Below are 20,016 nucleotides of genomic sequence, written 5' to 3'. Positions count from 1 at the left end.
AGAAGGAGCGGAAGCCACCGTAGAGCGGTTAAGGGAGCTGAAGGAACGGTATTGTGGGAATGAGGAGATTGTCCTTGCGTATGCCAAGGGGCTGTTCAACCTATCCTGTAATCAAGGTATAGAGGGAGCGGAAGCCACCGTAGAGCGGTTAAGGGAGCTGAAGGAACGGTATTGTGGGAATGAGGAGATTGTCCTTGCGTATGCCAAGGGGCTGTTCAACCTATCCTGTGATCAAGGTATAGAGGGAGCGGAAGCCACCATAGAGCGGTTAAGGGAAGTACAGGAACGGTATTATGGGAATGAGGAGATTGTCCTTGAGTATGCCAAGGGGCTAGTGAATCTATCCTGTGATCAAGGTGTAGAAGAAGCAGAGGCCACCGTAGAGCGGTTAGCGGAGTTGTGTAAGCAGTATTTAGGGAACCAGGAGATAGCCTCTGAGTATGCCAAGGGGCTGGTGAACCTATCCTGTGATCAAGGTATAGAGGGAGCAGAAGCCAGCGTAGAACGATTAAGGAAATTACAGAAACGGTATTGCGGAAATGAGGAGATTGCTCTTGCGTATGCCAGTGGGCTGGTGAACCTGACTGGCAAGCAAGGTGTAGGGGGAGCGGAGACCAGTGTAGAGCGGTTAGGAAAACTACGGGAACGGTATTGCGAGAATGAGGAGATTGTCCTTGAGTATGCCAAGGGGCTGGTGAATCTTTCAGATGGGCAGACAATCGATGAAATCCATGAAACGATACAACGTTTAAAGAAGCTATACCATGCATACTTTGAAAACGAGGAGATGAATGTAGCATACGCTATGGGGTTAGTAAACCTAGCTCAAAAGCAAAAGATTCAGGAGGCGCAAGTTACCATATCTAAAATAGAAAGTTTGTGTCAGAAATACCCTGAAAATGAGAAAGTAAAGGATATATTGCGAGAATTAGCAAAGCTGCAAGATAGATAATATGGCAGATACAAGCTGTAACGTATGCATAAAATAAGAGTGCAGGAGAAAACTCAACTTTCTCCCGCACTCTCGGTGCTCATTCACTTGTCCAAGTAATATTGAATCTCACCCGCCTGGGCTTGAATCAGCTCCTCCATGGCCTGCTCCACCGCCTCCGTCAGCTCCTTGGGGGGATTGACCGTGGTGTACTCCATGCCGTGTTCCTGGCAGGATTTCTCCCATTTGCTGGTTTACTGGGCGTAGGGGCGGATATTATCCGCCCGAACCCAGGGTGACGGACCCTCCAGGGCGGATGGTATCCGCCCCTACGGTACAGCATGTCAAGCTGTGCGGCAGAGACCCGGAGGGCTGTCTACTCATCATAACGGCAAAAGACTTCCACAGCCCATCCCTGGACTGTGGAAGTTTTTCAATGTTCAATGGTGATGTTTTCGGTGCCGTGGGCCTCAAATTCGTCGATATAGGCGTCCATGCGCTCCATGAGCTCCTGCTGGTTGCTCTCGTCGATGGGCACGTAGTTCATATCCCGCCGGGCCAGGTCCTCGGCCAGAATGTCGAAGAACACGTTGTTCTCATATTCCATGATGGCCTCGTGGATGCCGCCCTCGGCAAAGGCCCTGGAGGGTACGATCTCGCCGTGGTACACCTCCGCCAAGGGCTCCATGCCCTCTCGGGCGGCCTGGGCAAAGAGCAGGCTTTCCACCTGGTCGTAGTCCTCAAAACGGTCGTCGCCCCGGGTGGAGTTGAGCACCCAGTTGCCGATATACACCATGTCCAGCAAGCGTCGGAACTGCTTGCGTGTCAGTTGTACCTCCATATGCAGCCCTCCTTTATAGGGGTATGCCATATATTATACTGACGTGTCTGGGAATGTCAACGGTCATACTCTGGCCCCCGGACGCATACACTCCAACAGATTTTACCCATGGAGTGTGATGTCATGAGCCAAGTAAAAGGAGAAAATCAGGGGATGCTGCGGGGAGAAGTTCTGGCCGTTCCCAAGCTGTCCCACCACAACCACGGGGTGGACTACTACCTGGTGCCCTTCCGGGTGCCCCGCCTGTCGGGAGCCGAGGACGTGGTGAATCTGGTGGTGTCCCAGCCCCAGGCCCAGCTGTGGCAGCCGGGGAACTGGCTGGAGGTGGGGGGCGAGGTGCGCTCCTACAACAACCGCTCGGGGCAGGGCAGCCGCCTGGTCATCACCATGCTGGTGCGGGAGGTGCTCCAGGCCCACTGCCGGGAGGGGGAGAACCACCTGCTGCTGGCGGGCGCCCTGTGCAAGCCCCCGGTGGCCCGCCGTACCCCCTTGGGCCGGGAGATCTGCGATTTGCTGCTGGCGGTGAATCGCCCCTATGGCCGGGCGGACTACTTACCCTGTATCGCCTGGGGGTCTGTGGCAAACCGCTGCGCCCAGATGGAGGTGGGGGACCGGCTGCGCCTGGAGGGACGGCTCCAGAGCCGCCAATATCACAAGATGGTGGAGGGAGAGCGCCAGACCCGCACCGCCTATGAGATCTCCATTATGAATCTGCTGCCTCAGAGCGAGGAGGAGTCGTAGACCTGGGGGCACAGCTGCCGGGCCTTGGAGCGGATGGCTCGCAGGTCCCCGAAGGTGTCCGGCTTCTTGGAGGGGTCCCGGAGCAGAGCGGCGGGGTGGTAGATGGCGGTCATAGCCACCCCGGCCTTCTCCACCCACTGGCCGTGCTGCTGAGTGATCTTATAGCCGGGGTCAATGAGCCGCTGGGCGGCGATGCGGCCCAGACAGACGATGATCTTGGGGCGCAGCAGGGCCACCTGGTTGCGCAGGTAGCCGATGCAGGCGTCCTGCTCGGTGTGCAGCGGGTCCCGGTTGTGGGGCGGGCGGCACTTGACGATGTTGGCGATGTACACGTTTTTCTCCCGGCTCAGGCCGATGAGGGAGAGCATGTCGTCCAGCAGCTGACCCGCCGGGCCCACAAAGGGGATGCCCTGCAAGTCCTCCTGTTCCCCCGGGCCCTCGCCCACCAGCATGATGGGGGCGTTTTGGGGGCCCACCCCAAACACCACATGGTGGCGGGTCTCTGCCAGGGGACACTGGCGGCAGGCTTGACAGGTCTCGTTGAGCTGCTCCCAAGATAGCATACAGTCGGCTCCTCTCCGGTGATCTTCTTTCCTCTAGTGTACCATAAACTCACGCCCCTGACTAGAGTGTGGCCGCGCATTGACAAAGCCCACAGGTCGGGTGTAAAATATCCCAAACAAGCCCCAGCTGTGGTTGTTTCACGGCTTGGGGCGTCTTTTTTGGAGGGACACCCATGGAAGAGAAAAGCAAACAGGTGCGCAAGCTCTCCCACCTGGCCCGGCTCTCCCTCACCCCGGAGGAGGAGGGGGAGCTGGCCGGACGGCTGGAGCAGATGGTGGGCTATCTGGAGGCCCTTTCCCAGGTGGAGGATGGGGCGGAACCGGACACCCCGTGTGTGGTCACCTTCCGCCCCGATGGGGTGGAGCCCTCCCTGGATCGGGACAAGCTGCTGGAAAACGCCCCACAGGTGCGGGACGGGTATGTGGTGACCCCCAGAAGCGTGGGAGAGGGGGGCGAAGCATGAACCTCACCCACCTCACCGCCCTGGAGCTGGGCCGGGCCATTGCAGCGGGGGACGTGACTATTCCCCAGGCCACACAGGCGGCTCTGGAGGAGATCGCCCAGAGGGACAAGTCCTTGAACAGCTGTATCACGGTTTTAGAAGAACAGGCCATGGAGCGGGCGGAGGCCCTCCAAAAGGGCCTGAAAACCGGCCTTTCTCCCCTATACGGGGTGCCTCTCCTTTTAAAAGACAACCTGTGCACCAAGGGGATAAAAACCACCTGCGGCTCCAAGCTGCTGGCGGGCTATATGCCCTCCTACAATGCCACCGTGGTGGAGAAGGTACAAAATGCCGGGGGCGTGTGCCTGGGCAAGGGGAACTTGGACGAGTTCGCCATGGGTTCCACCACCGAGACCTCCTATTTCGGCCCCACCTGCAACCCCTGGGATGAAAACCGGGTACCCGGCGGGTCCTCGGGCGGCTGCGCCGCCGGGGTGGCGGCGGGCTTTGCCTGGTACGCCCTGGGGAGCGACACCGGGGGCTCCATCCGCCAGCCTGCGGGGTACTGCGGTCTCACAGGGTTAAAACCCACCTACGGCACCGTGTCCCGGTATGGACTGGTGGCCTACGCCTCCTCATTGGACCAGGTGGGCCCCCTGTGCCGGGACGCTGCCGACTGCGCCGCTGTGCTGGACCTCATCCAGGGGAAGGACCGCCGGGACAGCACCACCGTGGATGGGAGCTACGGCGGGTTGCTCTCCTCGCTCTCCTCCGACATTCGGGGCCTGCGGGTGGGCCTGCCTATGGAGTGCTTCGGGGAGGGGCTAGACCCTCAAGTGGCCCAGCGGGTGCAGGAGGTGGCAAAGGTGCTGCAACACCGGGGAGCCATCCTCACAGAGGTGTCCATTCCGGAGCTGAAACAGGTCATTGGCGCCTATTACGTGCTGGCCTCGGCGGAGGCCTCCTCCAATCTGGCCCGGTACGACGGGGTGAAGTACGGATTCCGGGCGGAGGAGTACAAAACCCTCACCCAGATGTATGAGAACACCCGCAGTCAGGGCTTTGGCAAAGAGGCCAAGCTGCGCATCCTGTTGGGCACCTTTGTCCTCAGCGCCGGGTACTACGAGGCCTACTATAAAAAGGCGTTGGCGGTGAAGGAGCAGGTAAAGCGAGGGCTGGAGCGGGCCTTTGCCACCTGTGACGTGCTCCTCACCCCGGTCACCCCCAACACCGCCCCCAAGCTGGGGGAGAGCCTTGCCGACCCCATGAAGATGTATCTGTCCGACTTGTACACCGTCCCCGCCAATCTGGCGGGACTGCCTGCCCTGTCTATGCCCTGCGGGGTGGACAGGGAAGGTCTGCCGGTGGGAGCCCAGCTCATGGGGCCCCGGTTTGGGGAGCAGGTGCTGCTCAATACCGCCCATGCCTACCAGCAGGAGACGGACTATCATAAACGTGTGCCGAGAGGGGGCGAAGGGCGATGAACTGGGAAATCATCATGGGGCTGGAGACCCACGTGGAGCTGTCCACCCAGAGTAAAATTTTCTGCGGCTGTTCCACCGCCTTTGGCGCTGCCTCCAATAGCCAGTGTTGCCCCGTGTGCATGGGCCTGCCCGGGGCGCTGCCGGTGCTCAACGAGAAAGTGGTGGAGTATGGGGTGAAGGTGGGGCTGGCCCTGGGCTGCTCCATCACCCCGGTGAGCCGCTTCGACCGGAAAAACTACTTCTATCCTGACTTGCCCAAGGGGTATCAGATCAGCCAGCTGTATGCCCCCCTGTGCACTTGTGGACGGGTGGAGGTGGCGGGGGCCACCATCGGCATCCATGAAATCCACATGGAGGAGGACGCCGGGAAGCTGTACCACGACCCCGCCACCGGAGAGACCTTGTGCGACTTCAACCGCTGCGGGGTGCCCCTGTTGGAAATTGTCACTGAGCCGGACTTTCGCACCCCGGAGCAGGTGGTGGCCTATCTGGAGCTGCTGCGGGAGCGGCTGCAATACCTGGGTGTGTCCGACGGCAAGATGGAGGAGGGCTCCCTGCGGTGCGATGTGAACCTGTCCGTGCGCCCGGTGGGGCGGGACACCCTGGGCACCCGCACCGAGATGAAGAACCTGGGCTCCTTTAAGGCCATTGCCCGGGCCATTCAATATGAGAGCCAGCGGCAGATTGCCCTTCTGGAGCGGGGTGAGCGGGTGGTGCAGGAGACCCGCCGCTTTGACGAGGAGCGGGGGGAGACCTTCTCCATGCGCAGCAAGGAGGAGGCCCGGGACTACCGCTACTTCCCCGAGCCGGACCTGCCACCGGTGGTGCTGTCCCAAGAGTACATCCAGGACATCCGGGACCACCTGCCCGAGCTGGGGGAGGAGAAGCGGAGACGCTACGCCCAGCAGTACCAGCTGCCGGACTACGATTGCCAGATGGTCACCAGCCACCCGGCCCTGGCCCGGTTCTTTGAGGAACTCATTGCTCTGGGCACGCCCCCCAAACAGGGGGCCAACTGGATCATGGGGGAGGTGCTGGGGGCCCTGTCCGCCCGGAGCCTCAGCCCGGAGGGGCTGACCATCACCCCCAAGACCCTGGCCCGGCTCATTCAGTTGGTGGGGGAGGGGAAGCTGAACCGGAACACGGCGGTGAAGGTATTCGAGGCGGTGTTTGACACCGACGGAGATGTGGACGAATATGTCACTGCCCACGGCCTGGAGCAGGTGCAGGATGTGAAACTGGTGGAGAACACTGTGGCCCAGGTGCTGGAGGAGAACCCCCAGTCGGTGGCGGACTGGCGGGGCGGGAAAGAAAAGGCCTTCGGCTTTCTGGTAGGCCAGACCATGCGGAAATTGCAGGGAAAGGCAGACCCCCAGACGGTGCGGCGGGTACTGCTGGAACAGCTGGGTCAAGAATGAGAAACGAGGAGAGAACCATGTCCATTTGTTATATTTTTGCCTCGGGGGAATACGGGAAAGAGTGGCCGGACATCCAGTCCGGGGATTTGTGCATTGCCGCTGACGGAGGCTTTCGCCAGATGCAGGCCCATGGGGTGGACCCGGACCTGGTGGTGGGGGACTTTGACTCCCTGGGCTATGTGCCCCCCCACCCCCACATCGTCCGCCACCCGGCGGAGAAGGACGACACGGACACCGCCCTGGCCCTCAGCGAAGGATGGAGCCGGGGATACCGCAACTTCCACATTTACGGCTCCTTAGGTGGAAGGTTGGACCACACCCTGGCCAACGTGCAGCTGCTGTGCGGCCTTGTGGAGCAGGGAGGCCAGGGGATGCTGGTGGGCCCCGGCCTGACGGTGACGGCGGTGCACAACGGCACCCTGGAACTGGAGGGGGAGACGGGACGCACTCTGTCCATCTTCTGTCTGGGCGAGCCCGCCCATGGGGTGACTCTGGAGGGGCTGAAGTATCCCTTGCACGGGGCCACCATGACCGTCCAGGTGCCCCTGGGGGTGAGCAACGAGTTTTTGGGCGGCCCTGCTAGAATTACCGTGGAGCGGGGAACGCTGGTGGTTATGATCGTGAGCGACTAAAAACAGCTACGGGGCAGAGACTTACAGTCTTCTGCCCCGCAGCTGTTTATTTCATCAAATCCGCCAGGGTGACGCTGTCCAGGTACTCATTGACCCGCCGCCCCAGCTCGCACCAGAGGGAGCGGGTGGGACAGGTGTCCCGCTGCTGGCAGGGGGCTGCCCCCGCCTCCAGGCAGGCCACCGGGGCCAAGTCCCCCTCGGTGAGCCGCAGAATATCTCCCACCCGGTACTCCTCCGGGGCCCGGGTGAGCTGATAGCCGCCCCCCTTGCCGTGGGTGCCCACAATATAACCATTTTTGGACAGTACCGGGAGGATTTTCTCCAGGTACTTGAGGGAAATCTGCTGCCGCTGCGCCACATCCTTCATGGGAATGGGGCCCTGGCTCTGGTGCTGGGCCAAGTCCACCATCACCCGCAGGGCGTAGCGGCCTCGGGTGGATACCAACATGGGGCCTTAGTGGGCGTGGCAGTGGTCGCAGCTGTCGCAACAGGGGAACTGGCTGTGGTCGTACTCGATGCCGTTCTTGTCGTAGTAGTCCTTCAGGGCCAGCTTGATGGCCTCCTCGGCCAGCACGGAGCAGTGCACCTTCTGGGCGGGCAGTCCGTCCAGAGCCTCCACCACCGCCTGATTGGTGAGGGTGAGGGCCTCGGACACGGGCTTGCCCTTGATGAGTTCGGTGGCCATGGAGGAGGAGGCGATGGCGCTGCCGCAGCCGAAGGTCTCGAACTTCACGTCCACAATGATGTCATTCTCAATTTTCAGGTAGATGCGCATGATGTCGCCGCACTTGGCGTTGCCCACCTCGCCCACGCCGCTGGGATTCTCCATGGAGCCCACATTGCGGGGGTTGCGGAAGTGGTCCATTACCTTTTCACTGTATAAAGCCATAGTAAATACCTCACTGGATGATAAATTCTTGAATGCCTGCTTCCAGGTTGCGCCACACCGGGGAGATGGAGCGCAGATAGGCCACCACGTCGGTGACGGCCCCAATCATATAGTCCACTTCTTCCTGGGTGGTGTCCGGGGAGAGGGAGAGCCGCAGAGAGCCGTGGGCGATCTCGTGGGGCCGCCCAATGGCCAGCAGCACGTGGCTGGGGTCCAGGGAGCCGGAGGTGCAGGCGGACCCGGAGGAGGCATATACCCCCTTGTCGTCCAGCAGCAGCAGGAGGGACTCGCCCTCGATGCCCTCAAAGCAGAAGTTTACGGTGCCGGGCAGCCGGTGCTCCCGGTGGCCGTTGAGCACGGAGTGGGGAATGTTGGACAGCCCCGCAATCAGCCGCTCCCGCAGGGCGGTGAGCTTGCGGGTGTCCTCCTCCAGGTGGTCGCAGGCCTCATCCAGAGCGGCGGCCATGCCCACGATGGCGGGGATGTTCTCAGTGCCGCCCCGGCGGCCCCGCTCCTGGGCGCCGCCGTGGATGAGGGGGAAGATGGGCACACCACGGCGGGCGTACAGCACCCCGATGCCCTTGGGGCCGTGGAACTTGTGGGCGGACAGGGACAGCAGGTCAATGTTCTGCTCGGCCACGTTCACCGGCAGGTGGCCCACGGCCTGGACGGCGTCGGTGTGGAAGAGCACCCCGTGGCGGCGGCACACCTCGCCGATCTCGGCGATGGGCTGCACCGTGCCGATCTCGTTGTTGGCGTACATGATGGTCACCAGACAGGTCTCCGGGGTGATGGCCTCCTCCACCTGCTGGGCGGACACCATGCCGTCTTCGTGGACGTCCAGGAGGGTGACGGTAAAGCCCTCCTTCTCCAGGGCTTCCAGGGTGTGGAGGACGGCGTGGTGCTCAAAGGCGGTGGAGATGATGTGGGTCTTGCCCTTCATTTTGCCAAAGGCAGCCACTGAGCGGATGGCCTGGTTGTCCGCCTCACTGCCCCCGGAGGTGAAGATCACCTCGGTAGGCTGGCAGCCCAGCCGTGCGGCAATGCGGGCCCGGGCCTCGGTGAGGGCCTCCTGGGCCCGCTGGCCCACGGAGTGGAGGCTGGAGGGGTTGCCGTACTCCGCTTGCATATAGGGGAGCATGGCATTCAGCGCCGTGTCACTCAGGCGAGTGGTGGCGGCGTTATCAGCGTAAATTTGCATGGTAGGATTCCTTTCCTATCTCTTTATTCGGTAAACATGGGGGTGGACAGGTACCGGTCCCCGGTGTCAGGCAGGAGCACCACAATGGTCTTGCCCTCATTTTCCGGGCGCTTGGCCACCTCAATGGCGGCGTGGAGCGCGGCGCCGGAGGAGATGCCCACCAGCACGCCCTCGCTGCGGCCCATGAGCCGCCCGCCGGCGTAGGCCTCCTCGCTGGTGACAGGGAACACCTCGTCATAGACGGAGGTGTTGAGCACTTCGGGCACAAAGCCTGCCCCGATGCCCTGGAGCTTGTGGGGGCCAGCCTGGCCGCCGGAGAGGACGGGGGAGTCGGAGGGCTCCACTGCCACCACCTGCACCTTGGGGTTGCGGGACTTCAAATATTCGCCCACTCCGGTGATGGTGCCGCCGGTGCCCACACCAGCCACGAAAATGTCTACAGTTCCGTCGGTGTCGTCGTAAATCTCCGGCCCAGTGGTCTCCCGGTGGGCCTTTGGGTTGGAGGGGTTGACAAACTGGCCGGGGATGAAGCTGTTGGGAATCTCAGCGGCCAACTCATCGGCCTTGGCAATGGCTCCGGCCATGCCCTTGGCCCCGGGGGTGAGTACCAGCTCGGCCCCGTAGGCGGTCATGAGCAGGCGGCGCTCCATGGACATGGAGTCGGGCATCACCACGATCATGCGATAGCCTCGGGCGGCGGCCACAGCGGCCAGCCCAATGCCGGTATTGCCAGAGGTGGGCTCGATGATCACCGAGTCGGGTTCCAAAGCCCCGCTGGCCTCGGCGTCCTCGATCATGGTCAGGGCCACCCGGTCCTTCACCGACCCGGCGGGGTTGAACAGCTCCAACTTGGCCAGAATCTTGGCCTTTAGGCCCAGTTTTTCCTCAATGTGGGTCAGCTCCAACAGCGGGGTGTGACCGATGAGCTGATGGGCAGATGTATAGATATGTGCCATAACGGATTCCTCCTGATGCAACGAATTAAAACCTACTGAATTGGTTGGTTATATGATACGCCTTTTTACCTACCTTGTCAATCGGTAATTGAGAAAAAGAAAAAACTTCCCCGACCCACAGGAGTGGGCCGGGGAAGGATCAATCTTCGGTGGGGAAATAATCTTGCAGGAAGGTGTCCACCGCCGTCCAGTACAGCCGGGGGTTGGTGCCCACGGCGTTGGCGTGTCCGGCGTCGGGCATCCACAAAAAGCTCTTGGGGCACTTGGCGGCCTGGTACAGCTTTCCCATCATGGAGGAGGGGACAAAGTCGTCCTCCACGCCGTGGATGAACAGGGTGGGGGTTTTGGACTGGGCCACCGCCTGGATGGGGGCGGCGTCCCGCAGGTCATATCCAGCCCGGCGCAGGGCGGTTTTCCGCAGCACGGAGAAGAGGGCGGAGGTGGGCATAGGCACCGGGGCGTGGATGTACTCCTCCCGGAAGCTCTGGAGCACGTGGTGCATCTGGGCCTCGATGGTGGTATAGGCGCAGTCGGACACCGCCGCCTTCACCTGTTCCGGCAAGGCCCCGCCGGTGGCCAGAAGGACGGTGGCGGCCCCCATGGACACACCGTGGAGGAGAATCTCTGCGTCAGGGTCCCGGCGGAGAATGTAGTTGATCCAGCCCACCAGGTCCAGCCGCTCGTCGTAGCCCCAACCCACGTAGTCGCCTTCGCTCTCGCCGTGGCCCCGCTGGTCGGGCATCAGGACGTTCCAGCCCTCCTGGTGGTAGTGCAGGCCGATGGCACCCATGGCCTCGTGGGTGTCGTGGTAGCCGTGGACGCAGATGGCCCAGCGGTGGGTCTGGGTGTCAGCGGGCACCACAGCGGCCCAGAGGATGAGCCCGTCAATGGCCTGGATGGTGGCCGAGCGGAAGCCCTCGGCTTTTCTGGCCCAGGCCCGGCCCTCACGCTGGGGCTCGTTGGGGTCCTGGTAGTCCGGCTCCCGGGTCTGAGGGGTCATGGCTTTGGCATAGAGGCGGTTGCCCACGGCAGCCATGCCTCCGGCGGCTCCGGCCCCAGCTGCGGCGAGGCCCAACAGGTAAAAAGCGGGTTTTTTCTTCATGGCGCACCCTCCTGGCATCGTTTTCTCCATGATACTCCAATGGAAAGCCAATCGTCAAGAGAAGTTTGCCCCTTTTCAGGTGGGGGCATACCGATTCTCACCGCCCTTCCAAAGACGCTCCGCTGGGGGAAAACTTCCTTTTATAAGAATAGATGGAACGCACCCCCGGTAGCACTCTTGAAATCCTACCAAACATATGGTATTATAGGACAAAGGACTATGGGGGTATGGATATGAAGATTTCCACAAAAGGGCGGTACGCCCTGCGGCTGATGGTGGACCTGGCTGCCCACGGCGGGGAGGACAACCCGGTTTCCCTGCGGGATGTGGCGGGGCGGCAAAACCTCAGCGATAAATACCTGGAGCAGATCGTCACACCTCTGTCCCGGGCTGGGCTGGTGCGCTCGGTGCGGGGTGCCGGAGGGGGCTATCTTCTCACCCGACACCCGGAGGAGTACACTGTGGGCGACATTCTCCGGCCTCTGGAGGGGGATTTGGCCCCGGTGGAGTGCGCCACCGATGACGGCTTCTGTGACCGCTGCGGGGACTGCGTGACCATCGAGCTGTGGCAGGAGATTCACCGGGCGGTGTCCGCCGTGGTGGACGGTACCACCCTGGGCGACTTGGTGGTGCGCTACCACGCCAAGCACTGCGGAAGCTGCAACCAATGAGCATACGACTGGAAAAAGGGGCACAGCGGACTTGGCTGTTGCCCCTGCTTCTCGTTTTGATTGGGGTGTCGGTGCGGCTGTGGCAGCTGGGGGCGGTCCCCTGCGGGCTCAACCAGGACGAGGCCTACGCCGGGTATGAGGCCTACTCCATGCTCACCTACGGGGTGGACTCCTGGGGGTACACCAATCCCTGCTACTTCATCTCCTGGGGCAGCGGTATGAACGTACTGGAAAGCTATCTGGCCATGCCCTTTGTGGCCCTGTTGGGCCTCACGGAGTTGGCCATCCGCCTGCCCCAGGCCATTCTGGCCTGTGTGAGCCTCCCAGTGGTGTATGGGCTGCTCACCCGGCTCTTCTCCCGGCGGGTGGGCCTCATCGGGCTGTTTCTCACCGCCATCTGCCCCTGGCATATCATGCTCAGCCGCTGGGGACTGGAGTCCAATCTGGCCCCGGGCCTGCTGCTGTTGGGGCTGTATTTCCTGGTGCGGGGGCTGGATTCCCCGCCCTGGCTGCTGCTGGCGGCCTTGTTCTATGGCCTGTCCCTGTACGCCTACGCCACCCTCTGGGTGGTGTTGCCCCTGACCCTTGCGGCGTTTCTCCTCTACCTGCTCTACACGAAGAGATTAACATTTACCCCCTATCTGGCGGGGGCGGTGGGCCTGCTGTTTGTGATGGCCCTGCCTCTCCTCCTCTTTGTGCTGGTGAATTTGGGGGTGCTGGAGGAGATTCGCACCCCGTTTTTGTCCGTGCCTCGACTGGTATCCATGCGGGCCTCCGAGGTGGACTGGCGAAATCTCTTCTCCCTGGAGGCCTACCAAACCTTGGGAGAGATGGTGTTCGGGGAGGGGGACGGACTTATTTGGAATAGCCTGCCTGAATATGGCATGTTCTATCGGTTCAGCTGGCCCTTCATGATTCTGGGCGGCGTGCGCATGGCTGTCCGGGCGGTACGGGGCGCCAAGGAGCGCCGATTTACCGGAGAGGGCCTGGTGCTGTTGGGGCTTGCCTGCGCCGCCTTGGTGAGCCTGTCTCTGGACTATCGGAACATCAACAAGGCCAATTCCATCCACCTCTACCTGCTGGTCCTGCTGGCCTTTGGGGTGGACTGGGTGTTTGGTTTTGGCAAGGCCCACCCGGTGCTGCCCTGGGGGGTGGTGGCGGTGTATGCCGTGGCCTTCGGGCTGTTTGTGAACACCTATTTCACCACCTATAACGACGACATCGACGTCCAGTTCCGCTATGGGGTGGGGGATGCGGTGGCGTATGTGAAGGAACAGGGGTTTGAGTCGGTGGCGGTGGACTCCACCGTGGTCTACTCTCACATTCTCTTCTATGACCAGACCCCACAGCCGGAGTTTGCCCAGACCGTGGAGTATGCAAACTACCCCTCCCCCTATCTCAGTGTCTCCTCCTTTGGCCGCTACACCTTCGGGGTGGATGGGAACAATTTGGACCCAAATACCGCCTATATCGTCCATGTCAGCAGCTATGATGCCTTCCGAGACGCGGGATATACCGTGGAGGAGTTTGGCCTGTATGGGGTGGCCTATCTGGAATAGAAAGAAAATTAGCACTCTCAAAAAGAGAGTGCTAATTGTTTACACTTCGTTCATGATTTTTCCTAGCGAAGAGGTATACTAAGGTCAAACAACAGATTGGGGCGGGAGTCGAGGGGCTCCCAAGCACCCCATGCAAAGGAGTGTAGCCTTATGAATATGAATCAGTTTACCCAGAAGTCCCTGGAGGCGGTGCAGGCCGCCCAGACCCTGGCCACGGAATATGGAAATCAACAGATTGAGCAGGTGCATCTGCTCTGCGCCCTGGTGGAGCAGGAGGGAGGCTTTGTGCCTCAGCTGCTGACCCACATGGGGGTGACGGTGGAGTCTCTGGACGCCGCCCTGCGCCACGAGGTGGAGAAGCTGCCCAAGGTATCCGGCTCTGGCCGGAGAGCCGACCAGGTGTATATCTCTTCCGGTGTGGATCAGGCCATGAACGCCGCTCTGGAAGTGGCCACCAGTATGAAGGACGAGTACGTGTCGGTGGAGCACCTGCTGCTGGCCCTGATGGACAAGGCCGACAGCACCATCAAGCCCACCCTCACCACCTACCGCCTGGAGCGGGAAAAGGTGATGCAGGCCCTGGCCGCCCTGCGGGGCAACCAGCGGGTCACCAGCGACAACCCCGAGGAGACCTACGAGGCTCTGAAAAAGTACGGCACTGACCTGGTGGAGCGGGCCCGGCAGAACAAGCTGGACCCCGTCATCGGCCGTGACGACGAGATCCGCAACGTCATCCGCATTTTGTCCCGCAAGAGCAAGAACAACCCCGTGCTCATCGGCGAGCCTGGCGTGGGTAAGACCGCCATTGCCGAGGGCCTGGCCCAGCGGATTGTCAAGGGCGATGTGCCCGCGGGCCTGAAAGACAAGACTATTTTTGCCCTGGATATGGGCGCTCTGATTGCAGGCGCCAAGTACCGGGGCGAGTTTGAGGAGCGGTTAAAGGCCGTTTTGAACGAGGTGAAGAAGTCCGAGGGACGCATCATCCTGTTCATCGACGAGCTGCACACCATTGTGGGCGCCGGGAAAACCGAGGGCGCTATGGACGCTGGCAACCTGTTGAAGCCTCTGCTGGCCCGGGGCGAGCTGCACTGCATCGGCGCCACCACCCTCAACGAGTACCGCCAGTATATTGAGAAGGACGCCGCCCTGGAGCGCCGCTTCCAGCCTGTCATGGTCAACGAGCCCACGGTGGAGGACGCCGTGGCCATTCTCCGTGGCCTGAAGGAGCGCTATGAGGTGTTCCACGGCGTGAAGATCACCGACGGCGCCATCGTGGCCGCCGCCACCCTGTCCGACCGGTATATCACCGACCGATTCCTCCCCGATAAGGCCATCGACCTCATCGACGAGGCCTGCGCCCTTATCCGCACCGAGATGGACTCCATGCCCACCGAGCTGGACGTGATCTCCCGGAAGATCATCCAGCACGAGATCGAGGAGGCCGCCCTGAAGAAGGAGGAGGACGAGTTATCCAAGGCCCGTCTGGCCGATATCCAGAAGGAGTTGGCCGAGATGCGGGACGAGTTCAACGCCGGCAAGGCCAAGTGGGAGAACGAGAAGAACGCCATTGGCAAGGTGCAGAAACTGCGGGAGGACCTGGAGCAGGCCAATGCCCAGCTGGAGAAGGCCCAGCGGGAGTACGACCTGGAGAAGGCCGCCCAGCTGCAATATGGCACCATCCCTGCCCTGCAAAAGCAGTTGCAGGAGGAGGAGGCCATTGCTGCCAATCAAAAGGAGAATCATCTGCTCCGGGATAAGGTCACCGAAGAGGAGATTGCCCGCATTGTGGAGCGCTGGACCGGCATCCCCGTGGCCAAGCTCATGGAGGGCGAGCGGGAGAAGCTGCTGCACCTGGAGGACATTCTCCACCAGCGTGTGGTGGGTCAGGACGAGGCCGTGCGCCTGGTTTCTGAGGCCATCCTCCGCTCCCGGGCCGGCATCGCCGACCCCAACAAGCCCATCGGCTCCTTCCTGTTCCTGGGCCCCACGGGCGTGGGTAAAACCGAGCTGGCCAAGACCCTCAGCGAGGCCCTCTTTGACAGCGAGAAGAACCTGGTGCGCATTGACATGAGCGAGTACATGGAGAAGTTCTCCGTGTCCCGCCTCATCGGAGCCCCTCCCGGATACGTGGGCTACGAGGAGGGCGGCCAGCTCACTGAGGCGGTGCGCCGTCACCCCTACTCCGTCATCCTGTTTGACGAGGTGGAGAAGGCCCATCCCGATGTGTTCAACGTGCTGCTCCAGGTGCTGGACGATGGCCGTATCACCGACAGCCAGGGCCGCACCGTGGACTTCAAGAACACCGTCATCATCCTCACTTCCAACCTGGGCAGCCAGTTCCTGCTGGACGGCATCCAGCCCGACGGCGAGATCAGCGAGGAGGCCCGGAATCAGGTGCAGGAGCTGCTGCGCCGCTCCTTCCGGCCTGAGTTCCTCAATCGTCTGGACGAGATCGTGTTCTACAAGCCCTTGACGAAGGACAACATCTTCCACATCATCGACTTGCAGCTGGACTCCCTCAACCGCCGTCTGGAGGACAAGCGGCTGCATGTGGTCCTCACCGACGCCGCCAAGGACCTGGTGCTGGAGTCCGCCTACGACCCCATGTATGGCGCTCGGCCTCTGCGCCGCTACTTGCAGCACACCGTGGAGAATCTGGTGGGCCGCAAGATCATCGCCGGAGAGGTGACCCCCGACAGCACCATCACTGTGGACCGCCAGGGGGACGAACTGGTTATCCGATAAACAGCATACGAAAGAGCCCGGAAGGGAGCAAAACCGCTCCCTTCCGGGCTCATTCTTTGTTATTCGTGGTTTCCATTTCCATGTTTATGCCCATTTCCATTCCCGCAGCCGCTGCCCGTCTCGTCCACCGGGGGCGGGGTAATGTCGGGATGTTCCGCCTGGAGGCTGGCCAGTAGCTCCCGCAGTTCCCGCATGGTCATCTTGTTGGCCTCTTCCGGGGTGAAGTCCAGGTCGTAGGCTGCAATCTGGGCGTAAATCTCATATTTTCCATAGGACAGGCCCACGTGATGGGCCTCGTGGGCTTCCTCTGAGGAGATGGTGGAACAGGAGACGTTGTGGTGACCGGAGGTGCAGTTGGAGACATAGGTTGTAATCTCCTCTCCCTGGTTCCCGCTCAGCTCCACCACCGACACGGACAAAAACCCGCCCTCATTGAGGCAGTCCACAATGGTGTCGCTGTTTAAAATCTCGTCCACCGCCTGCTGGTAGTTCTGGTGCAGCACGTCCAGGGAGGCGGCAAATTCTTCCCCGTCCTCGTTGTAGCCGTGGAGGGCAATGACCCGCCCCAGACGGTTCACGTCCACCTCCAGAGAGGGGTTTATGTCAATGCTAATCACCGAAGTGGGGGTGAAATAGAGGTGATACCCACCCAGGCCCAGCACCACCACCAGCAGACACGCCGCCAGGGCGCACACTGGCTTCCACACCGCTCGGGCGGGCTTGCGCTGGGCCTCCATGGCCTGGAGCACTTGGGTTCGGGTGCGGGCTTTCAGCTCCTGAGAGGCGTGGACCTGGTCAAAGGCCTCTCTCATGCGGTTATCCAAGCGCCTCACCTCCCAACGCCTCTTTCAGCTGTTTTTTGGCTCGATTCAGCAGAGTGTACACGGAATTGACATTTTTGTTCAGCAGGTTCCCGATCTCCGGGGCGGTGTACCCCTCGTAGTAGTGTAAGTAAATCACCTGTCGGTACTTCTCCGGCAGCGTGAGCACCGCCTGGAGCACCTCGCTGTGGTCCTCCACCTCCGGGGCGGCCTGCTCCAGAAGAGAATCCAGAGGGACAGTGCGAGAGCGGAAGAAGCTTTTGAGAAGGTCTTTGCAGGCGTTGAGGGTCACCCGGATGAGCCACGCCTTCTCGTGCTCGGGGCTTTCAAACACGGTGGAACAGAGGGCATATTTCAAAAACACCGTTTGAAAAATGTCCTCTGTGTCCGCCTGATTTTTCAGATGGATGAGACAGAGCCGTTGGACGGTGTCAGAGTACGTCTCAATGGCCCTGGTGACCTCCTCTTCACTCCTCATGAAACCACCCTGCTTTGTGTCGAATTATCCGTGGTGTCCGCCCCGGTAGCCGTTGCCGTGGTGCCCTTGTCCACCGCCGTTGCAGTGGGTGCCCTGGTTGTCGCAGATGCCGTCGTTGTCGGCGTCCACATAGTTCTGGCCCTGGTTGTCACATACGCCGTTCTGGTCCACATCCACATAATACCGTCCATCGCAGACGGTGCCCCGGTTGTCGCACACCCCATCGCCGTCCTCGTCCACATAGCACTGGGCGGAACAATTGGCGGTGTCACACACCCGGGTTTTCTGGCAGTCGCCGAAGCAGTTGTCCTGAGAAGAGGCGAAGGCGGACACGGTGCCCACCGTGAGAAGGGTGGCGCCTGCCACCAGACCTGCAACAAGTTTTAACATAGCAATCCCTCCATATTCGTTTCATTTTTCCGGTTTCACTACTCATACGATTCACGAAGGGAAATCCATTCACCAGAGGGGAAATTTTTTAACCCTGGTACAGCACCTCGCCCTGCTTCCAGGTGGACACCACAGAGACCTCCCGCAGGTTTTCCGGCCGTACCTCCAGGGGGTTGGCGGACAGCCGCACCAGATTGGCCTGCTTGCCCACCGCCAGAGTGCCCTTTTCCTTCTCCTCACCGTACTGCCAGGCGGCGTGGACGGTCACCGCCTTCAACGCCTCATACACGGGGATGCGCTGCTCGGGGCCCAGCTGCACTCCGTTTTTGGTCACCCGGTTGACGGCACACCAGACAGTCTCCAACATGTCGCAGGGGATGACGGGGGTGTCCTGGTGGAAGGTGAAGGGCATCCCCAAATCCAGGGCGGCCTTGGCGGGGGAGATGGCGGCGGCCCGCTTGGCCCCCAGGTTTTGCAGGTGGATGTCTCCCCAGTGGTACACATGGGCCACAAAGAAGGAGGGGGTGAACCCCAAGGCCTTGGCCTGGGGCAGCTGGTCCACCCCCATGAGCTGGGCGTGGATGATCACCGGGCGCACGTCCCGGAGGTTGGGGTGGCTCTGCATGACTTTGGCCCCCATGTCCAGATACTGCTGGGCGGCGGCGTCGCCGTTGCAGTGGGCCAGAATCTGAACTCCTTCCTGAGCCGCCAGGGTGAGGGCCTGCTCCACTTGCTCATCCGTCATGGTGGGGTAGCCCCGGTACTCGCTCTCCCCCTGGTAGGGGGTGCGCAGCCAGGCGGTGCGCCCCTGGGGGGAGCCGTCCAAGAAGATTTTCACGCCGCCCAGCCGCAGACCATTGTGGTAGCCATTCACACAGTCGGGGAAAGCCACCCGGGCGGCGTGGAGGTCGGCCACGCCGGGATAGCCCACCACGTCCAAGGTCAGGGCATTTTGGGCCAACAGCCCCTGATAGAGGGGGAAGAGTTCCGCGGCCATCATGCCCTCTTGGGCGGTGGTGATGCCGTGGGCGGCGTAGGTGTGCTGGGCTCGGGCAAAGGCCTCTTTCAACTGGTCAAACCCGGGCATGGGGGCCTTACGGAGGTTGTTCACAAAGGCGTTTTCCTCGGCATATCCGGTGAGTTCCCCGCCTTTTCGGCCAAAGGTGCCCCCCTCCGGGTCGGGGGTGCTCCCCGTGAGGAACAGCTGGTGGAGGGCGGCGGAGTTGAACACCCCCATATGTCCCGAGGCGTGCTGGATGACCACCGGGTTATGGGGGGCGGCCTTGTCCAACAGTTCACGGGTGGGGTGGGCGTGCTCGGTGAGGTGGTTGTGGTCGTAGCCCTGGCCGAACACCCACTGTCCGGCGGGAATGTGGTTGTCCCGAATGAAGGAGGCCACCGCCGCCTCCAATTGGGCGAAGTCGGACACCTCCCCCAGGGGCACCTGCAACAGGCTGTTGGCGGCGGCGGACAGGTGACTGTGGGGGTCCACAAAAGCGGGCAGCAGGGCGTCCCCCTGCAAGTCCACCTTGGTGGCTCCGGTGGCGTTGAGGGCATCGGTGCCCAGGGCGACAATACGCCCATCTTCCACTAACAGGGCATCGGTGGGCACGGGGGACTCCATGGTGAGAATGGGGCCGTTGACAAATAACGTGCGGTTCATGGCAGCAACCTCCTTTTTCTCTATTATGCCCCTTTTTGATGCGGGTAGCAACAGGGACACCATGAATATGGAAACGGAGACTGCAAACGCAGTCTCCGTTTCCTGCCTGTTCTTATGTTATATCTCCAACTCCAGTCTCGTCAAAAAGAAAGGAACATTATTTATTCTCTTGGGAAAATATCCGAATCAGGTCTTGAATCACTTTCCGTTGTTCATTTGTCAAGTCCGTCACATCTATGGTGATTTTATGAGACTTTTTCCGACCCAATAAATCATCCGTGGTTACACCAAGGATATTCGCAATACGGACAAGAACATCGAACGAGGGGGTTCTTGTGCCATTTTCATACGCAGAGACGGAAGCCCCGGTGACTCCCAGCCGATATGCAAAATCTTGTTGCGTCATTTTAATGGAAGTTCGATATTCTTTTATTTTTTCGCCTAATATTTCCATTTTATCACCTCGGTTTAGCTCATTTTATTCAAAG

At 61.1% G+C, this 20,016-nt stretch carries 21 protein-coding genes; 9 read left to right on the top strand and 12 right to left on the bottom strand.

Features of this window, described 5'->3' with window-relative positions:
- A partial coding sequence (locus B5F12_RS11885; protein WP_204221525.1) for a hypothetical protein occupies window positions 1-952 on the top strand: 952 nt, incomplete at its 5' end.
- A gap of 412 nt (window positions 953-1,364) precedes the next feature.
- Here the strand turns inward: B5F12_RS11885 and B5F12_RS08980 are convergent.
- On the bottom strand, window positions 1,365-1,772 hold the full coding sequence (locus B5F12_RS08980) for a hypothetical protein (RefSeq protein WP_087233495.1): 408 nt from the start codon (window positions 1,770-1,772) through the stop codon (window positions 1,365-1,367).
- A 123-nt stretch (window positions 1,773-1,895) separates the two neighbouring features.
- Between B5F12_RS08980 and B5F12_RS08975 the strand changes: the two genes are divergently transcribed.
- Window positions 1,896-2,513 carry a single-stranded DNA-binding protein gene (locus B5F12_RS08975; RefSeq protein ID WP_087233492.1) on the top strand — a complete coding sequence of 206 codons (618 nt, stop codon included), beginning with the start codon at window positions 1,896-1,898 and terminating at the stop codon, window positions 2,511-2,513.
- Here the strand turns inward: B5F12_RS08975 and B5F12_RS08970 are convergent.
- Window positions 2,492-3,076, bottom strand: coding sequence for a uracil-DNA glycosylase (locus B5F12_RS08970; RefSeq protein WP_087233489.1), 585 nt, complete (start codon window positions 3,074-3,076; stop codon window positions 2,492-2,494). The two genes, B5F12_RS08975 and B5F12_RS08970, sit on opposite strands and share 22 nt — an antisense overlap.
- A 173-nt stretch (window positions 3,077-3,249) precedes the next feature.
- On the opposite strand from B5F12_RS08970, the gene gatC reads away from it, so the two are divergent.
- Genes gatC through B5F12_RS08950 form a run of 4 tightly spaced genes read left to right on the top strand, consistent with a single transcriptional unit; the run spans window position 3,250 to window position 7,053 of the window.
- Window positions 3,250-3,540 carry an Asp-tRNA(Asn)/Glu-tRNA(Gln) amidotransferase subunit GatC gene (gene gatC, locus B5F12_RS08965; protein ID WP_087233486.1) on the top strand — a complete coding sequence of 97 codons (291 nt, stop codon included), beginning with the start codon at window positions 3,250-3,252 and terminating at the stop codon, window positions 3,538-3,540.
- Window positions 3,537-5,003, top strand: a complete 1,467-nt coding sequence (gene gatA, locus B5F12_RS08960) for an Asp-tRNA(Asn)/Glu-tRNA(Gln) amidotransferase subunit GatA (RefSeq protein ID WP_087233483.1) — start codon at window positions 3,537-3,539, stop codon at window positions 5,001-5,003. Before gatC ends, gatA begins: the two co-directional genes overlap by 4 nt.
- Window positions 5,000-6,421: an Asp-tRNA(Asn)/Glu-tRNA(Gln) amidotransferase subunit GatB gene (gene gatB / locus B5F12_RS08955; RefSeq protein ID WP_087233480.1), complete on the top strand. Its 1,422-nt coding sequence runs from the start codon at window positions 5,000-5,002 to the stop codon at window positions 6,419-6,421. Before gatA ends, gatB begins: the two co-directional genes overlap by 4 nt.
- A 17-nt stretch (window positions 6,422-6,438) precedes the next feature.
- Window positions 6,439-7,053 (top strand): thiamine diphosphokinase, encoded by a 615-nt coding sequence (locus B5F12_RS08950; RefSeq protein ID WP_158096790.1) that lies wholly within the window; start codon window positions 6,439-6,441, stop codon window positions 7,051-7,053.
- Window positions 7,054-7,099: 46 nt separating this feature from the next.
- Here the strand turns inward: B5F12_RS08950 and B5F12_RS08945 are convergent, their stop codons facing one another.
- The 5 genes from B5F12_RS08945 to B5F12_RS08925 form a co-directional block, all read right to left on the bottom strand.
- Complete coding sequence (locus tag B5F12_RS08945) at window positions 7,100-7,501, bottom strand: Rrf2 family transcriptional regulator (protein ID WP_087233474.1); 402 nt, start codon at window positions 7,499-7,501, stop codon at window positions 7,100-7,102.
- A 6-nt stretch (window positions 7,502-7,507) separates the two neighbouring features.
- Window positions 7,508-7,942, bottom strand: coding sequence for a Fe-S cluster assembly scaffold protein NifU (nifU, locus tag B5F12_RS08940; RefSeq protein ID WP_087233471.1), 435 nt, complete (start codon window positions 7,940-7,942; stop codon window positions 7,508-7,510).
- Window positions 7,943-7,952: 10 nt separating this feature from the next.
- Window positions 7,953-9,143 (bottom strand): cysteine desulfurase NifS, encoded by a 1,191-nt coding sequence (nifS, locus tag B5F12_RS08935; protein WP_087233468.1) that lies wholly within the window; start codon window positions 9,141-9,143, stop codon window positions 7,953-7,955.
- Between the two features lie 23 nt (window positions 9,144-9,166).
- Window positions 9,167-10,099, bottom strand: coding sequence for a cysteine synthase A (gene cysK, locus B5F12_RS08930; RefSeq protein ID WP_087233465.1), 933 nt, complete (start codon window positions 10,097-10,099; stop codon window positions 9,167-9,169).
- A gap of 139 nt (window positions 10,100-10,238) precedes the next feature.
- Window positions 10,239-11,201, bottom strand: a complete 963-nt coding sequence (locus B5F12_RS08925) for an alpha/beta hydrolase (protein WP_158096789.1) — start codon at window positions 11,199-11,201, stop codon at window positions 10,239-10,241.
- A gap of 233 nt (window positions 11,202-11,434) precedes the next feature.
- On the opposite strand from B5F12_RS08925, the gene B5F12_RS08920 reads away from it, so the two are divergent.
- The 3 genes from B5F12_RS08920 (at window position 11,435) to clpB (ending at window position 16,176) form a co-directional block, all read left to right on the top strand.
- Window positions 11,435-11,872 carry an Rrf2 family transcriptional regulator gene (locus B5F12_RS08920; RefSeq protein WP_087233459.1) on the top strand — a complete coding sequence of 146 codons (438 nt, stop codon included), beginning with the start codon at window positions 11,435-11,437 and terminating at the stop codon, window positions 11,870-11,872.
- Window positions 11,869-13,431: a glycosyltransferase family 39 protein gene (locus tag B5F12_RS08915; RefSeq protein ID WP_087233456.1), complete on the top strand. Its 1,563-nt coding sequence runs from the start codon at window positions 11,869-11,871 to the stop codon at window positions 13,429-13,431. The genes B5F12_RS08920 and B5F12_RS08915 overlap by 4 nt, the downstream gene beginning before the upstream one ends.
- Window positions 13,432-13,581: 150 nt before the next feature.
- The gene (gene clpB, locus B5F12_RS08910; RefSeq protein WP_087233452.1) at window positions 13,582-16,176 is read left to right on the top strand and encodes an ATP-dependent chaperone ClpB; all 2,595 of its coding nucleotides are present in this window, start codon (window positions 13,582-13,584) and stop codon (window positions 16,174-16,176) included.
- Between the two features lie 59 nt (window positions 16,177-16,235).
- Here clpB and B5F12_RS08905 read toward each other — a convergent pair whose 3' ends face one another.
- From B5F12_RS08905 to B5F12_RS08885, 5 genes are all read right to left on the bottom strand, one after another.
- The gene (locus tag B5F12_RS08905; protein WP_087233449.1) at window positions 16,236-17,000 is read right to left on the bottom strand and encodes a hypothetical protein; all 765 of its coding nucleotides are present in this window, start codon (window positions 16,998-17,000) and stop codon (window positions 16,236-16,238) included.
- A complete protein-coding gene (locus tag B5F12_RS08900) occupies window positions 16,993-17,475 on the bottom strand; it encodes an RNA polymerase sigma factor (protein ID WP_087233446.1) in 483 nt (160 codons plus the stop codon). Before B5F12_RS08900 ends, B5F12_RS08905 begins: the two co-directional genes overlap by 8 nt.
- A gap of 24 nt (window positions 17,476-17,499) precedes the next feature.
- Window positions 17,500-17,865, bottom strand: a complete 366-nt coding sequence (locus B5F12_RS08895) for a hypothetical protein (RefSeq protein WP_087233443.1) — start codon at window positions 17,863-17,865, stop codon at window positions 17,500-17,502.
- Window positions 17,866-17,953: 88 nt separating this feature from the next.
- Complete coding sequence (locus B5F12_RS08890; protein ID WP_087233440.1) at window positions 17,954-19,528, bottom strand: amidohydrolase; 1,575 nt, start codon at window positions 19,526-19,528, stop codon at window positions 17,954-17,956.
- Between the two features lie 157 nt (window positions 19,529-19,685).
- Window positions 19,686-19,982, bottom strand: a complete 297-nt coding sequence (locus B5F12_RS08885; protein ID WP_087233436.1) for a helix-turn-helix transcriptional regulator — start codon at window positions 19,980-19,982, stop codon at window positions 19,686-19,688.
- Between the last annotated feature and the right edge of the window lie 34 nt (window positions 19,983-20,016).

The sequence above is a fragment of the Pseudoflavonifractor sp. An176 genome (genome assembly GCF_002160435.1).
Lineage (GTDB): Bacteria > Bacillota > Clostridia > Oscillospirales > Oscillospiraceae > Enterenecus > Enterenecus faecium.
The sequence above is the reverse complement of the archived record's forward strand: the minus strand, read 5'-3'. Positions and strand labels throughout refer to the sequence as shown.